The following is a 15,942-nucleotide window of genomic DNA, read 5'->3' as shown; positions in this document are numbered from 1 at the left end:
TGCAATTTTATGTAGGATAGGTTGTCCTTTTTGGTCATTTCCGATTATGATAGAAGTTGGTTAAATTAGGAAGAGAGGGGATATTCACATGTCACAACGCTTGCTTCGTTCAGAAGTGCCGATTGAGGCGACCTGGCGATTAGAGGATCTGTTTGAACATGAAACCGCATGGCGTCATGAAATGGAGTCGATATTGGCTGATCTGGGTACTGTTACAAGCTATAAAGGTAAGCTGTACGAAGGACCATCCATCTTGCTCAGCTGCCTGGAAGCGATGGAAGTTATACAACAGAGAGCTATGATCTGCTCCGCTTACTCAAGACTGAAGATATCTGAGGACAGCACCAATGCGACCAATCAAGCGAACAACAGCCGCGCGTTAGATATGACTTCCAGTATATCGACGGCGTTGTCCTTTATTTCCGCAGAGATTAGCTTGATGAGTGACGATAATTTGCAGCATTTTCTGTCAGAGGAGCCTAAGCTCCGTGAATTCCAGCCATTCCTAGATCAGATTATGAGTTCAAAGCCTTATCGCTTGAATTCGGAAACGGAAGCCGCATTGGCGGCATTAGGCGGGGTGCTCGCTTCGCCATACCAGATCTATCAGCAGACCAAGCTTGCGGATATGTCCTTCCAGTCTGTTGTCGATCTTCAAGGCAATACGCATCCTGTATCTTTTGCGCTGTACGAGAATCGATACATACAGTCTAAGGATACTTATTTGCGCAGAGATGCTTTCAAATCGTTCGCGAATACGTTAAGGGCGCATCAAAACGGCGTTGCCGAGACCTATGCCGCTGAAGTGAAGAAGCAGGTCGTGCTGGCCAAGCTGCGCGGCTATGACAATGTCACATCGATGCTGCTCCATCCGCAGCAGGTTACTCATGAGATGTATGAAGCGATATTAGATACGATTCAGACAGAATTAGCACCTCATATGCGAAAATGGGCCAAGCTTAAACAGCGAGTCCTCGGTCTTGATGAGCTTCGCTTCAGCGACCTGAAGGCTCCGTTTGATCCGGAGTACGATCCAGAGATCTCGTTTGAGGATGCAGCTAAGATCGTAGAAGAATCGCTGCAGGTGATGGGTCCTGAATATGCGGCGATTATGCGCGAAGCGTTCAGTGAACGCTGGATCGACTATGCCGATAATGTCGGCAAGTCGACAGGCGCGTTCTGTTCGTCCATCTTTGGCTCTCATTCCTACATCCTGATGACATGGACGAACAGTATGCGCGGTGCGTTTACTTTAGCGCATGAGCTAGGCCATGCCGGACACTTCATGCTGGCTGGACGCAACCAGCGCCTCACGAGCATGCGTCCGTCGCTGTTCTTCATCGAAGCGCCTTCGACGATGAATGAGATGCTGCTTGCTGATCATCTGTTCCGCAAGTCCGAAGATCCGCGCATGCGCCGCTGGGTCATCTCACAGCTGTTGAACACGTATTACCACAACTTCGTGACGCATCTGCTGGAAGGCGAGCTGCAGCGCCAGGTATATGATCTTGCCTCGAAGGGCGAGCCAATCACCGCCAAGCTGCTGTCCCGCTTGAAAGGGGACATCTTAAGCGGCTTCTGGGGCGACTCGGCCATCATGGACGAGGGCGCTGAGCTGACTTGGATGCGTCAGCCGCACTACTACATGTCGCTGTATCCGTATACGTATGCAGCGGGGTTGACCGCTTCGACAGCTGCGGCGAAGCGGATTCGCGAGCTTGGCCAGCCCGCTGTCGAGCAGTGGCTTTCCGCGCTGAAAGCCGGCGGATCGCTGCCGCCGCTCGAGCTGATGAAGCTCGCCGGCGTCGACATGACGGACGCGAGCAACATCCGCGCCGCGGTCGATTATGTGGGCGAGCTCGTGGACGAGCTGATCGCGCTGTACGAGTAGAACTAAGCACCGCAAGGCTTCAGCGAGAGCCGTGCGGTGCTTTTCTATAACATGCCACTTGTGCAATGTGGCTATGCTGACATTGCTTGATACTTGTAGCGGACCGTAGGTCCGCTATTTTGCAAAAAGTGTCCATTTTGGTGGGGTGAGCGGACTCAGAGGCCGTTATTTGTTAAGAAACGGTCAGGAACTGGGTGAATTACAATGAATAACGGCTCCTATGTCCGCAAGAAGCACCAAAGTGCTGGAAATCGAGCAAATAGCGGCCCCTGTGTCCGGATCGCTGCCACACGCGGACCGTAGGGCCGTTATTTCGCAAAAATTGAGCATTATGGTGGGGTGAGCGGACCCAGAAGCCATTATTTATTCAAAAATGGTCACAAAAAGGGTGAATTACACGAAATAACGGCTCCTATGTCCGCAAGAAGCACCAAAATGCTGGAACTCGAGCAAATAGCGTCTCCTGTGTCCGGACCGGTGCTGCACGCGGACCGTATGGCCGCTATTTCGCAAAAATTGAGCATTTTGGTGGGGTGAGCGGACTCAGAGGCTGTTATTGACATAGAAACGGACATGAACACGGTGAATTACACGAAATAACGGCTCCTATGTCCGCAAGAAGCACCAAAATGATGGAAATCGAGCAAATAGCGGCCCCTGTGTCCGGATCGCTGCCGCACGCGGACCGTAGGGCCGCTATTTTGCAAAAATTGAGTATTTTGGTGGGGTGAGCGGACTCAGAGGCCGTTATTTGTTAAGAAACGGTCAGGAACTGGGTGAATTACAATGAATAACGGCTCCTATGTCCGCAAGAAGCACCAAAGTGCTGGAAATCGAGCAAATAGCGGCCCCTGTGTCCGGATCGCTGCCGCACGCGGACCGTAGGGCCGCTATTTCGCAAAAATCGAGCATTTTGGTGGGCTGAGCGGACTCAGAAGCCGTTATTTATTCAAAAATGGTCAAGAATAGGGTGAATTACAATGATTAACGGCTCCTATGTCCGCAAGAAGCACCAAAATGCTGGAAATCGAGCAAATAGCGTCTCCTGAGTCCGGATCGGCTGCTGCACACAGGAGCAACGGCAGCATCCCAACAACTATCGCTCGCCGAAATGAATCCTTTTCGTATATAATAAACGAATAGAACCTTTGTTCCCATCATACGAGGAGGATAAGTGCATTGAAGACAGAGAAGGATCAGATCCGGCTTTCTGTGCGAGCGTTAGTTGAATATGTGTTCAGAGCAGGAAGCATAGATACTGGGTTTCGCTCTGGGAATGCGCTAGTTGAAGGCACAAAAGCTCATCAGCAGCTGCAGAAGACTTACCTCGAAACGGATCAGAAAGAAGTGTACGTGAAGGCGATCATTCCGTACAAGCATTTAACTTATGTGATTGATGGCCGATGCGATGGCGTGCTGCTGTCTGAGCAGCCGATTGTCATCGATGAGATCAAATCAACGCTGTTGGAGCTCGATTCGATTACGGAGGAGTCGTATCCCGTTCATTGGGCTCAGGCTACGCTATATGCTTATATGTACGCAGTAGAACATCAACAGGAACAGATGCAGGTTCAATTAACCTATGTTCATGCTGAAACAGGGACAACGCATAGATTCCGCAAATCCTATAGCTTAGCAGAGCTAACCGAATTCGTACAGGACGTCATCCAACGTTATTCTCCTTATGCCGAGCTGCTGCATCAGCATCAAATCACGATGGAGCAGAGCATGAAGGAGTTGACCTTCCCATTTGCGCGATATCGCGAAGGACAGCGGAAGCTTGCGGGCGCTGTGTACAAGACGATCTCTGAATCCAACAGCCTGTTTGCAATGGCTCCGACCGGCATCGGCAAGACGATGTCCACGATATTCCCGACACTCAAGGCGATAGGCGAGGGCCTCGTTAAACGTTTGTTCTACCTGACAGCCAAGACGATAACGAGAACAGCGGCAGAAGAGGCGCTATCTCTGCTTCAATCCACCGGCATGCGGGCGCATGCGGTTACAATAACAGCCAAGGATAAGATCTGCTTCAAGGAAGAGACGATCTGCCAAAAGGACTACTGCGAATTCGCCAACGGCTATTATGACCGTTTGAATGGCGCAATCCTCGATATTCTCGAGCATGAAACATTAATGTCGCGCACCGTGATCGAGCAATATGCACGCAAGCATCGGATCTGTCCGTTTGAGTTTGCACTCGACACCGCTTATGCCTCGGACATTATGATCGGCGACTACAACTACGTATTCGATCCTCGCGTATCGTTGAAGAGATTGCAGGATGAATCCAAGCGCAGCAGTGTGCTGCTTATTGATGAGGCGCATAATCTGGTGGACCGTGGTCGAGAAATGTTTTCCGCGACCGTCATCAAGTCGGCGTTTCTACAGTTGAAGCGAGCTTACAAGGAACTTAATCGTGGATTGTATGAGACAGCGCATGCCGTCAATCAATATATGATCGGAATTCGCAAGCGATGCGAGCATGGGCAGGCCCAAGTGTGGAATGAACTGGAGCGCGATCTCAACCAACTTCTGGAAGCATTTGTGTTGAGCGCGGAACAGGAATTGGCGAACGGCAATCGCAATCAAGGAGCCAGAAGCGGACAAGTCGAGGATGACACAATCGAACAAGCTCGGTCGCTGTTGCTGGATACCTATTTTACTGCACAATCGTTTATACGAATCGCCGAATGGTATGATGAGCGCTATGTCACGTACGCTGAACTGGACAAGAACGATGTTGCGGTAAAGCTGTTCTGCGTAGATCCATCCAATGCGCTGGCACAGATGCGAGCGGGCTATCGCTCCAGCATCTTCTTCTCCGCAACGCTGTCGCCGCTGCATTATTACCGTGATATGCTTGGCGCAAGCGAGGAGAATTACACCGTGACGATCCCTTCACCATTTTCCAAAGAACAGCTGGATGTTCGGATCATCCCGTTATCCACCCGGTATAAGGATCGCGAGCAGACGAGGGATGCCTTGATTCAACTGATTGCAGACCTTGCGCAAGAGCAGCCAGGGAACTATCTCGTATTCTTTCCGTCATATCAATATTTGCAAGATGTATATACGCAGTTTGCTGAACAGAACCCAAGTATACATACGATTGTTCAAGAGACAGGTATGAGTGAAGAGGCAAGAGAAGGCTTTCTGGACGCTTTTCAGGCGGATCGATCACAGACGTTGATTGGCTTTACCGTGCTTGGCGGAATATTTTCAGAAGGAATTGACTTAGTTGGCGATCGTTTGAATCGGGTCATAGTCGTAGGTGTGGGCTTGCCGCAGTTGTGTCTGGAACGGGACATTATGAAGCAGCAATTCAATAACGATGGTAAAAATGGCTACGATTACGCCTATGTCTATCCAGGTATGAATAAGGTACTTCAAGCAGGAGGTCGTTTGATCCGTTCTGAACAGGATACGGGACTGCTCGTATTGGTAGATGATCGCTTTATAAGTCATCCATATAACCAATTGCTGCCTCCAACATGGAAGGAATAGCGTGGATGAATATGGGGACAGTCGCATGATAGAATAGTTGATAGAAATAGCAGTAGAGGAGATAACTCGCATGTATCAGTATATCGATCAGGAATATGTGAAAGTCGACTTTAGCAGAGCGGATCTGCGAGAGGGGGAACTGAAAGGCTGTGTCTTTCAAAGCTGCAGCTTTCGCGGTGCTTCGCTGGATGAAGTGGATACGCTCGGCTGTCAGTTTATCCAATGTGACTTCACTGGTGCGACGTTGAATGCTTCTCATCATACGAATTCGGCTTTCACGAACTGCTTGTTCTCTGGTGCCAATCTGTTCGTTGCGAAATTTCGAGAATGCAAAATGGTAGGCTCGGACTTCAGCAAAGCCCAACTCGACGGCATCTCAATCGAACGCGGCGACTGGTCGTATACGAATCTTAGATTCGTAAACTTTAGCAAGCAAGATCTGCGTCATGTCAAATTTGCGGAAGCTGATCTTTACGAAAGCAACTTGGAAAAGGCTGATCTGCGCAATGCTGATCTAACGCGTGTTCAGTTGGGGAAAGCCCGTTTAGCAGGCGCAGATCTTCGAGGGGCAGTCGTTGATGGGCTTAACTTTAAAGCGCTTGATCTAAAAGGTGTTCGTATCGACATGATGCAAGCAGCAGCGGTGGCGAGATCTTATGGAGCCAAAGTAGAATAACCGCATATGCCGTGCAATGATCTTATCAAATGAAGGAGTTAAGACATGGATATTGCAATTACCGTTCCATTGAAAGACGAGATGCTCCAGCGGCTGCAGGCTGACTATCCAGAGGTGTGCATCCACAAGTGCAAATCATTAGAAGACGCATCGGAAAGGGCGCTCCAGTCAGAGGTTCTAGTCGCATACAATTCACAGATGAAGGCTGAAACGCTAAACAGAATGCCCAATCTGCGTTGGATTCAAGCATTCAGTGCGGGTGTTGATAATCTTCCATTGCATGAATTGGAGGCCCAATCCATAACGGTAACGACATCTAGCGGAGCCCATAAAATTCCGATGGCGGAATTCGCCTTTGGTCTTATGCTGCAGGAAGTGAAGAGCCTCATTCCATTGTACCAATCGCAGCAGCAAGCGCAATGGAATCGCAAGCAGACGTTCGGGGAACTGGACAGCATGACGATTGCGATTCTCGGAACAGGAGCGATCGGTGAAGAGATCGCGCGGCGAGCTAAAGTGTTCGGCATGCAGACGATCGGTGTCAATCGCTCAGGTCGGAAGGTAGAACACTTCGATATCATCTATACCCAACACGATACGGATAAGGCGTTGGTTGTGGCAGACTTTGTCATCGTTGTCGCTCCATTGACTTCATATACACGAAGTTGGTTGAATGAGAACTCCATGCGTTGCATGAAGCCGGAGGCTGTGCTCATGAATCTGGGGCGCGGCGAATTAATCGATGAACAGGCGCTTATCCTATTGCTTCAAGAAAGAGCGATTAAGAAGGCTTACCTTGACGTATTTCAGATTGAGCCTCTTCCAGCAGATTCTCCCTTGTGGACATTGGACAACTGCATCGTGACACCACATATATCAGCTATATCAGAACGTTATAATGAACGTTGTCTAAGCATCTTTATGCACAATCTGAACTGTTATCGGAAGCAGGAGACGATGATGAATATCGTCGAAGCAGAGAGAGGCTATTAATTCGGCATCATTTCTTGACAACTTCTTCAAAGTCTCCGAATATACATATAGGGGGTATAAGTATATTTGGGGAGGCGTCATGATGGATAATACGATTCGATTTGCTGTGGCACCAGCCTTGCAAGAGGGCGGAGTTATGCTAACTTCAGCACAATTAGCTGTATTAGCTGAAATAGCAGGAACAGACGCGATTATGGAGATGACTTCATTTCACCAATTATATGTCGAGATGCCCGGCTCATCCCTTGATGAGATTACACTGCGATTGGAAGCTGTCGGTCTGGAAGTTTATCCTGTTGGATTCGTTACGAAGAGCTTGATCGCCTGTCATTTCTGCAGAGGGGCAGAAGAGTCAGGACTCGACACGGCACAAGCGATTAATCAAGTAATCGCAGGAATACCGACTCCATATCCGATGAAGATTGGATACGCGGGCTGTCCGATTGCAACGAGTGAGCCGCTCTTGAAGGATATTGGGATCGTGAAGATGCGCGATACGTTTGATATTTATATTGGAGGAGAAGCGAAGACGATTAAGGAATTGCGAATCGCGGAGTTGTTCAGAAGCAATGTTACGGCAAATGAGCTGCTGACCTTGATTCCAAGCATGATTCAAGCGTATGCGGAGCATGCGAAGAATAAGGAGCGATTCCACCGATTCCTGAAGCGCAACACGTTGGAGCAGTATAACGAGTGGGTACAGGAGTGCTTGGAACGAGCTTCATAGTGGCCTACTGGGTACAAAAAAGACGCCCTGCAGCTGGCTGTGATGCGGACGTCATATTTGCATAAAAGTTGATATTCAGCTAGCTTTTTGGTTTGCGTTTTGCGATTTCCTCGGTAACGACGAATGCCAGATCTTCATTTCCAAATAAGGATAGAACGCCAAGCAGTGTCTCATCAGGGATGAGGCCTGCTTCTTCTTTAGACACGGTCAACTCGATTCCTTGCTGGAGCGGGTAGTTATCTTTTTGCTTGGGATATGCGCGCTGATAGAGTTCAACTGGATCCAGATCGTTGTTCACACACCATTGTGCAAATACGAGAATCATCATCTGCTCATCACGCTGATAGTTTTCGATTACGATATCTTCCATTTCTTTTTGGTTCATTGATTATTCTCCTATCAGAAGGTAATATGGTCTCATTATATCGAAGATGAGGAGCTATACACAATGATCATGAACGAGAAGATAAAGGCGTACGAGGTTCAATTGACTGGCTTGGATGGTGAGGACCTCGGAATCGTACCTACAGCTGAGGCGCTTGCGATGGCCAAGAAGCTGAAGGTGGATCTCGTGTGTACTTCACTGATGAGCAGTCCTCCACCATGCAGGTTGGTCCGTGCAGGAGCAGCCAAGCAGGAGAAGCAGCAAGCGAGTAAACGAGAGCGTCCGATGAAATGCAAAGAAATTCGGATGACACCGCATATTGAAGAACATGACTATGAGACCAAGAAGCTGCAAGCAGAGCGCATCCTTCGCTCTGGTGACGCCGTGCAACTCGTTGTACGAATCTTAGGTAAAGAAGGAGAGATGGGAAAGAAATTGATTGAGGAGCTGCTGCAGGACTTGATTCAGGTAGGGAGCAAAGAAACAGGAATTCAAATAAGCGGCAAGCAGGTTGCTGTACAAGTAAACCCGATCTAGTACAACCTTCTCATAAGGGCTCAAGATCAACATAATGAGTAGATGGAGTCGATATCTTACGTACTTAGTGGATATCGACTTTTTTAATACGTAGAGTGTGACTTCAGATTCTCATATTCGTACAAACTATTAACTGTGAGCATATGAATATAATGACATCTACCCCAAAAGAAGTGTAAATTATCCTGTAATTGTAGTCATGAGATTTGGTGAAGGATATGGATTTTTGAGAGGAGGAGGTGTAATATAAAGGGCGGTTGAGATATCGCTAACTCTAATAGAATTAATCTTGAAGGTGTAAATGTCTAATACATAGCTATCTAGGACGGTTAAAAAAGAAAGCGCTATCTTACTAGCAATTGCCTTATAGGTAATGCAAGGCATTAAGTTAGGAGGACATCGTGTGCAGCTGAACTCGGTTTAGGATCTAAATAGTTAAAATATTCGCATTTCAATAGATATAGGTGGTAAACACTGGTATAATGAAGGTGCTCCAATCAATTTGTTGTATGACATGATAGAGAATTCTTATGACAACAACTACTTAGTGAAGGAAAGGGATTCTAATGATCAAACATCAAACTCGAACTGAGAAAGACTTTTTGGGGGAAAAGGAAGTCCCGTTCGACGCGTACTACGGTATTCAAACACTGCGAGCTGTTGAAAACTTCCCGATAACAGGCAGTCGCATGAATGAGGAATTGATACGCGGTCTTGCTATTGTGAAAAAAGCGGCAGCGCTGGCTAACCTGGAAGTGAAGCAGCTTCAATACGAAATGTGCCAAGCGATCGTGCAAGCAGCTGACGAGATTATTGCAGGTGAGTGGCATGACCAATTCATAGTCGATCCGATCCAAGGCGGAGCTGGAACGTCGATGAACATGAACTCTAATGAAGTTATTGCGAACCGAGCTCTGGAGCTTCTCGGCAAAGACAAAGGGGATTACGGCAGCCTAAGCCCTAATAACCATGTCAACCGTTCGCAATCAACGAATGACGCATTCCCTACTGCTATTCATATTTCAGTATTAACGTTAATAGATAAATTGTTGATTACGATGAAAGAGCTTCAGCAATCTTTCGATAAGAAGGCTGAGGAGTTTAAGCATGTCATCAAGATGGGCCGCACTCATCTGCAGGACGCGGTGCCTGTTCGACTCGGTCAATCCTTTGAAGCGTACAGCAGAATGCTTGGCCGTGATATGAAACGTATCGAACAGACGAAGCAGCATCTATATGAAGTAAACATGGGGGCAACGGCAGTAGGTACAGGCTTGAATGCAGATCCGCGATACATCAAGCGTGTAGTTGAACTGCTGGCTGAGCACAGCGGCTTCCCATTAGTGGGGGCTGAGCATCTCGTTGATGCTACTCAGAATACAGATGCTTATACGGAAGTATCTGCATCGCTGAAAGTCTGTATGATGAACATGTCCAAGGTGGCAAATGATCTGCGTCTGCTTGCTTCGGGGCCGCGTACGGGCTTTGGCGAGATTCGTCTTCCAGCTCGTCAGCCGGGCTCATCCATTATGCCGGGTAAAGTGAACCCGGTTATGTGTGAAGTCGTGAACCAGGTTGCGTTCCAAGTTATCGGTAATGACCATACGATCTGCTTGGCTTCTGAAGCGGGACAGCTTGAGCTTAATGTCATGGAGCCAGTACTTGTATACAATCTGCTGCAATCCCTGAGCATGATGAACAACGTGTTCAAGGTGTTCAAGACTCATGCGCTTGACGGAATTGAAGCGAATGAAGAACGCTGCCGTGCTTATGTGGAAAACAGCGTCGGCATCATTACTGCGCTGAGTCCGCATTTGGGTTATGAAGTGTCCTCTCGTATCGCTCGTGAAGCGACGGAGAATGGCAAGACTGTCCGTGAATTGTGCTTGATGTACAATGTGCTGACAGAAGAGGAGCTGGATACGATTCTAGATCCTTATGAAATGACGAAGCCTGGAATCGCAGGTGCAGCATTGTTTGACCGTGAATAGCACTCATATATAATGGATACAGCCCGTCCGCAGTTAAGCTCTCAAGGCATAACCGCTGGCGGGCTTTTTATTTACGAATCCAATCATACATATTAGCGATCGCTACCTTATGAATTTCTGCATGAAAATGGTGCCCATATCCCTCATACGTGTGCATTATCACGTCGCGGCCAAGCTCCTGCAGCTTCGCATGCATATCGCGCCCGTGCCCGTAATCAACCAATACATCATCCGTTCCGTGGATGATCAGCACCGGGCAACGAATATACTCAGCCAGCTGCAGCGGCGAACGCGCGGCATACGCTTCCGCGTTCTTGGCGGGGTTGCCGCGCAGCACACGCTTTAGCATGCGGCGCAGATCGACGCGCTCCTCATACGTGCGCGCGAGATCCGCAACGCCGCTCCACAGCACTAATCGTGTGATCTGCGGCAGCTGAGCCGCTGCTTGCGCGGCATTGATCGCGCCGCGCGAGAAGCCCATCACGGCGATGCGCGCTTCGTCCGTGAACGGTAGCTGCTGAAGCAGGCGGATGGCAGAGCGCACATCCTCTTGGTCAGCGCCGCCGAACTCATCGCGGCCTTCACCGCCTTCATTGCCGCGGTAGGACGGCGCGAACACGACATGGCCGTGCTGAGCGAAGCGCTCCAGCCAGTTCGTCTTCACGCTGCCAACTTTGCCAATTCCACCGCGGCAATACAGCATAATAGGCCATGTATCCTTCATTTCAGGATACAGCCTTGTCTGGTCCACGCGTTTACGATTGCGAGCCAGCAAAGTGACGGGTAAGTCAGAGCATCCATAATACTTCTCGATCCAGGTTTGTATATCGATGGGATCCAGCTCATATCCAGCTGGCAGCGCTAAGTATCCCTTAACGCGGAGCCCGTCCGATAAATAAGTTATATGATAAATCATTAAGCATACTTCCTCTTGTTTGTCATCGTAGACGACGTTGTCGATGTAGAAAATGGAAATGAACGAGTGCAACCTTAATTATAGCTCATTAGCGCCGACATATAGTAAAATGACCTTAATTCCAATTGTCATACATATTTCGATCATCATTAATAAAGGACCGAAAGGGTAGGTGGAACATGCTTAGAGGATTAACGAGAGCGGGAATCGGAAATATCGGTTCTGATGAGAATTTTATTCGCCTAGCGGCGCAATATGGCTTCGGTGCAGTCGATATCGACGCTAAAGCATTTATCGATCAAGTAGGCTTGAGCCGAGCGAAGGAGATTCTAGTAGAGCATCAGATGAAGATTGGCTCCATCGGATTATCCGTAGAATGGAGAACGTCTGACGAACAATTCCGAGCAGGCTTAAAGAAGCTTGAACAGGAAGCTGAAGCTGCGGCACAGCTTGGCTGTACGAGCTGCTGTACCTACATTCTGCCGTCAACTGATCAGAAGCCAGCAAGCTTCATGGCGGCTGCGATCAATCGTTTTCGAATGATTGCAGACATATTGGACGCACATGGCGTGCGCTTGGGTTTGGAATTTGTCGGACCGCACCATTTGCGTACAACCTGGAGTAATCCGTTCATATGGACGGTGGAAGAAACATTGGAGATGATCGAGGCCATTAACAATTCCAATGTAGGCTTGCTTATAGATGCGTATCATTGCCATACCACCGGCTTTGGCGCGGCGGACATCTTAAACTTGAAGCCGCATCAGATCGTACATGCGCATATTAACGATGCGCGCGACCTGCCGGTTGAGCAGCTGCTTGATAACGACCGCCTATATCCTGGAGAGGGAGTAATCGATCTGTGCGGCTTTGTAAACAGCCTGCAACAGATTGGCTACACGGGCGCTGTATCGCAGGAAATATTGACACCTGAGCAGCCAACTGCTCCAAGTGAAGAACTGCTAGCCCGTTCACAAGCTGGTTTCGATAAGGTAATGCCAAAGTAAATATAAAGTCAGAAGAAGCGCTGAGAGGATCAGCGCTTCTTTGTGGTAGGCTCTGTATTGCTGATGCTTTTAATGATACTGTTGCTGCTGTTACAAAAAGAATTCAACGAGCTAAGAAGGAAATGAAAGGCTATATACAGAATCTGATTGTCTAATGTGGATGGCATCTAATTTGGAAGCGAAAATATTTATTTGTTGAAAGCTAGAATACTCCGGTGAGTACTAACCTCCAAGCCTTGTTACCACACCACAACTAACAGTACAATAATTCCGAGCCAAATCAGCCAGATTACTGGGTGACCGAAATTTAATCCCCAGCCGACTCCGAACCTTTTCTCGACGATTAGGTTTGGATCCTTGCGATTGAAATAAATCATACCTAATAGCCATTTATCATCATCATGGACAGGTCTGACATTGGAGCAATCGGCAGATCGCTCCAAGCGGCTTCCGCCCTGACCAGCCCAGAACGATAAGGCGAAGGCGTATAAGATGATAAAGGCTATTATGATTAGGATAATGGGGATAGCGAAATTGATGTTAAGCAGAGATATCATGTTTAGTTGCACGACGGAAAACAGGATAACTATTAAGAAGCTTGCTGTAATCATAAAACATGACCAAGTACGGCGGAAAGTTAAGTCTTGTCTGATGAAACGGTTAGGATCAGTGGGTTGAACCTGCTGCTTCACTCTGCGAATACTCCAATTCTCAAATATGAACAAAAGTGTTATGAACACTTGGATTATCGCAGGCATAAACACAGAACTATAAGATTTAGCTGCATAGCGGTCTACGTTCCAACTGCTGTTGTAATGGATCGGAATCTGATCAGGAATCAGATCGTAGTTGCGTAGCACAGTTACAATACTAACAACAATAATTAAAACATGAATGAGGAACCAACTACTAGACAAGCCAATGTTTCTTTTCCGAAATCCAGTGTCCACTGCCATGATCGATGGTTCTGGAGCAATAGGCAGCATAGGTAGTAAAGTTTTCATTTTGAAATGATAGCTAATGTTTATGACTAGGGAGATTACGACCATGGCGAGTGAATAAGTGACAATGATCCAACTTTGTTGCTTGGAATGTTCATTACCGTATATTAGACAGATGATACATACAATGAATAGGATAGTATGCAAGGTAGCACTAATCCTAGCATATGACTTCCGCATCTGGCGCAGAGGCTCACTGTGGAATTGTACAGCGCTGACGGTGACCCCAAAACTAATCGTCTCTCTTGCTAAATAAGGCATGCTTACCATGAGTACAATGGTAGGTACAAATACAAAGATCATTACTATAACAGGCATTATCGTCATATCATTCGCCTCCTCTTATACATAAGTGTGTATTCGAAAACTCTATAACCCTTATAGCATTGGGGATTCATCACTATGCCTTTTTGCGTATGATTATCCTATTAACTTAGGATAGGTTATCGACTTGAACGTAAATTTAATTATAATCGATTTTATTTATACTCTGACGCAGTAATCCGCGCCATTGCAGATACGAGGCGAGCATTTCGCCCAATTTTGCTACTGCTGGTTATCCCACACTTCATCTGAAATCCGTTCAATCGTTTCGTGGCTAAGCATCGAAAAAAATTGGGATAACGAAAACCTGTCCTTTACCTACACAGAATTTCAAACAGATGTACTTGCCATAATTCAGTTGTCAGATGAGTAGCTCTGCGTAGCGAAAAGATCTGAATAAATGTTAATTTCACCCTTGTAGTCACTAAATCGTGTGTGGCCTAAAGACTGGCTCTTGCCGTAGCTAGGCGAAGCTTAACACGCGATACCCATATGTCAATGGTTTGCCTGCGTATGCAGTTTTGCCATTGACATAAGAGTCCCACTGTACTGTGTAAAGTAGCAAGAACTTTGCTGCTCTAATCTATATGAAGTATAATGTAAATAATGTAATTAATGGGATTTTGCATTTTAAATACTCTAGAAAAGGAGAAGATAGGTTGAAAAAATATAAAAATGATCGTGTTCATTATTGTTATTATTATTGTTGCAGTTGTAGGGTTTACTATATACAACTCTAAGATGAGTACTTCATTCAATGAAGTGGCTCAGAAGTATATAAATGATCAAGAAATTCATCTTTTCATTCAGAAGTTTAAAATTGATGATAAAGGAGCTCAAAATCAAAACATCACAGTGGATGATAAGGATGAAATAGAAGAGATATTTAAACTGTATTCTGGAATAAAATTAATAAAGACCAGTGCATCAAAATTTACTACGGAACATACAGCCATTCAGTTGAATATTGGAGAAAATAGTAATTTGTTGTTTGGCTTAACTGTTACTGATCGTGGAGGCGTTTCAACATTCGACTTCAAGACATCGAAATTAAGTTATTATAAAATTACAAATGAATTTGATTTTAAATCTATTGAACGCTTATTCGAGAATATAAAAGATTGATCTATTTATTGCTCTGAGAATAAAAAAGACGACCTTTTCTATTAACGGGTTTCATTTTGAGGTGGATAAGACTGAAACGACATTGAAAATGACAACAAGTTTGGCGAACTTTAAAAACAAGGTTCTGTTAAAGGTAAATGTTGATATTTGAAACCTATTGAATGGATTACATTTGTCGATTGTATGTTCAAGGGTTATTCCTTGCGAAAATCTGCCGAAATCGTAGGGGTTACTTGGGTTACGCTTTTATATTGGAGACATAAACTGTTAAGTGCATTAAAACAAATCGATTATGAGCAATTTGAAGGTATCGTTGAAATTGACGAGACCTATTTTCTATACTTTCAAAAGGGTCAACGTGGCATTACGGAACGAAACCCTCGTAAGCGTGGCGGGAAATCTAAACATAGAGGAATAAGCCACGAACAAGATTGTGTTCTTGTTGCAAGAGACCGAACTAAAACAACTGTATCAAAAGTTGCTTGTATGGGTCGTGTTGTAAAAACAAAGGTTGATAATATGATTGGTTCAAAACTGACATCTGATAATGTAATTGTTACAGATGCTTGGCGAGCCAATAAGACATATGCGAAAGAAAAAATGATAGAACATTATCGAATAAAATCAAATGATGGAAAACACGTTATTAAAGGTTTATATCACATCCAGAATATAAATGGTTTACATTCTCGAATGAAACAGTGGATAGACCGATTTAAAGGTGTGGCTACAAAGTATTTTGACAAATGAAAGCACTAAACACAATATAAAAGAGTTCTTATTGTCATCATTTGTATTTGAAATGACGGATACTTAGAATAGTTTACGATTATCTAAATTTATTGTTTAAACACACGAACGT

General features: G+C 46.1%; 12 protein-coding genes and 1 pseudogene. 10 read left to right on the top strand and 3 right to left on the bottom strand.

All coding sequences use genetic code 11. The features are described 5' to 3' along the window. Positions 1-88 precede the first annotated feature (88 nt). The 5 genes from pepF to ACXX53_RS07795 all read left to right on the top strand — a co-directional run bounded on the left by pepF (position 89) and on the right by ACXX53_RS07795 (position 7,794). Positions 89-1,891, top strand: a complete 1,803-nt coding sequence (pepF, locus tag ACXX53_RS07815; RefSeq protein ID WP_458568066.1) for an oligoendopeptidase F — start codon at positions 89-91, stop codon at positions 1,889-1,891. A gap of 1,179 nt (positions 1,892-3,070) precedes the next feature. Further along, a complete protein-coding gene (locus tag ACXX53_RS07810) occupies positions 3,071-5,398 on the top strand; it encodes an ATP-dependent DNA helicase (RefSeq protein ID WP_458568065.1) in 2,328 nt (775 codons plus the stop codon). Positions 5,399-5,468: 70 nt separating this feature from the next. Continuing rightward, a complete protein-coding gene (locus ACXX53_RS07805; protein ID WP_458568064.1) occupies positions 5,469-6,074 on the top strand; it encodes a pentapeptide repeat-containing protein in 606 nt (201 codons plus the stop codon). A 45-nt stretch (positions 6,075-6,119) separates the two neighbouring features. Beyond that, positions 6,120-7,067, top strand: coding sequence for a D-2-hydroxyacid dehydrogenase (locus tag ACXX53_RS07800; protein WP_458568063.1), 948 nt, complete (start codon positions 6,120-6,122; stop codon positions 7,065-7,067). Positions 7,068-7,149: 82 nt separating this feature from the next. Further along, complete coding sequence (locus ACXX53_RS07795) at positions 7,150-7,794, top strand: nitrite reductase (protein ID WP_458568062.1); 645 nt, start codon at positions 7,150-7,152, stop codon at positions 7,792-7,794. A 79-nt stretch (positions 7,795-7,873) separates the two neighbouring features. On the opposite strand, the gene ACXX53_RS07790 is transcribed toward ACXX53_RS07795, so the two are convergent. Then, positions 7,874-8,179 (bottom strand): hypothetical protein, encoded by a 306-nt coding sequence (locus tag ACXX53_RS07790; protein WP_458568061.1) that lies wholly within the window; start codon positions 8,177-8,179, stop codon positions 7,874-7,876. Between the two features lie 63 nt (positions 8,180-8,242). Between ACXX53_RS07790 and infC the strand changes: the two genes are divergently transcribed. Then, entirely contained in the window at positions 8,243-8,716 is a 474-nt protein-coding gene (gene infC, locus ACXX53_RS07785) for a translation initiation factor IF-3 (protein ID WP_458568060.1), read from the top strand. Between the two features lie 566 nt (positions 8,717-9,282). Continuing rightward, positions 9,283-10,707: an aspartate ammonia-lyase gene (gene aspA / locus ACXX53_RS07780; protein WP_458568059.1), complete on the top strand. Its 1,425-nt coding sequence runs from the start codon at positions 9,283-9,285 to the stop codon at positions 10,705-10,707. Between the two features lie 67 nt (positions 10,708-10,774). Here the strand turns inward: aspA and ACXX53_RS07775 are convergent, their stop codons facing one another. Next, the gene (locus ACXX53_RS07775; protein WP_458568058.1) at positions 10,775-11,623 is read right to left on the bottom strand and encodes an alpha/beta hydrolase family protein; all 849 of its coding nucleotides are present in this window, start codon (positions 11,621-11,623) and stop codon (positions 10,775-10,777) included. A gap of 179 nt (positions 11,624-11,802) precedes the next feature. On the opposite strand from ACXX53_RS07775, the gene ACXX53_RS07770 reads away from it, so the two are divergent. After that, positions 11,803-12,630, top strand: a complete 828-nt coding sequence (locus ACXX53_RS07770) for a sugar phosphate isomerase/epimerase family protein (protein WP_458568057.1) — start codon at positions 11,803-11,805, stop codon at positions 12,628-12,630. 239 nt (positions 12,631-12,869) lie between these two features. Here the strand turns inward: ACXX53_RS07770 and ACXX53_RS07765 are convergent, their stop codons facing one another. Next, positions 12,870-13,958: a DUF1648 domain-containing protein gene (locus ACXX53_RS07765; RefSeq protein WP_458568056.1), complete on the bottom strand. Its 1,089-nt coding sequence runs from the start codon at positions 13,956-13,958 to the stop codon at positions 12,870-12,872. Positions 13,959-14,636: 678 nt separating this feature from the next. Here ACXX53_RS07765 and ACXX53_RS07760 point away from each other — a divergent pair. Together ACXX53_RS07760 and ACXX53_RS07755 are read left to right on the top strand one after the other, a co-directional pair. Next, positions 14,637-15,080: a hypothetical protein gene (locus ACXX53_RS07760; protein ID WP_458568055.1), complete on the top strand. Its 444-nt coding sequence runs from the start codon at positions 14,637-14,639 to the stop codon at positions 15,078-15,080. 159 nt (positions 15,081-15,239) lie between these two features. Next, positions 15,240-15,897: pseudogene (locus ACXX53_RS07755) on the top strand (IS1595 family transposase); the annotation flags it as partial. Between the last annotated feature and the right edge of the window lie 45 nt (positions 15,898-15,942).

This window comes from Paenibacillus marinisediminis (assembly GCF_054343325.1).
The sequence above is the reverse complement of the archived record's forward strand: the minus strand, read 5'-3'. Positions and strand labels throughout refer to the sequence as shown.

Bases quoted from the DNA above. Each gene is read 5' to 3' on its own strand.
- pepF (WP_458568066.1), top strand. From the start codon at position 89: ATGTCACAACGCTTGCTTCGTTCAGAAGTGCCGATTGAGGCGACCTGG.
- ACXX53_RS07805 (WP_458568064.1), top strand. From the start codon at position 5,469: ATGTATCAGTATATCGATCAGGAATATGTGAAAGTCGACTTTAGCAGA.
- ACXX53_RS07800 (WP_458568063.1), top strand. From the start codon at position 6,120: ATGGATATTGCAATTACCGTTCCATTGAAAGACGAGATGCTCCAGCGG.
- ACXX53_RS07795 (WP_458568062.1), top strand. From the start codon at position 7,150: ATGGATAATACGATTCGATTTGCTGTGGCACCAGCCTTGCAAGAGGGC.
- ACXX53_RS07790 (WP_458568061.1), bottom strand. From the start codon at position 8,179: ATGAACCAAAAAGAAATGGAAGATATCGTAATCGAAAACTATCAGCGT.
- infC (WP_458568060.1), top strand. From the start codon at position 8,243: ATGATCATGAACGAGAAGATAAAGGCGTACGAGGTTCAATTGACTGGC.
- aspA (WP_458568059.1), top strand. From the start codon at position 9,283: ATGATCAAACATCAAACTCGAACTGAGAAAGACTTTTTGGGGGAAAAG.
- ACXX53_RS07775 (WP_458568058.1), bottom strand. From the start codon at position 11,623: ATGATTTATCATATAACTTATTTATCGGACGGGCTCCGCGTTAAGGGA.
- ACXX53_RS07770 (WP_458568057.1), top strand. From the start codon at position 11,803: ATGCTTAGAGGATTAACGAGAGCGGGAATCGGAAATATCGGTTCTGAT.
- ACXX53_RS07765 (WP_458568056.1), bottom strand. From the start codon at position 13,958: ATGACGATAATGCCTGTTATAGTAATGATCTTTGTATTTGTACCTACC.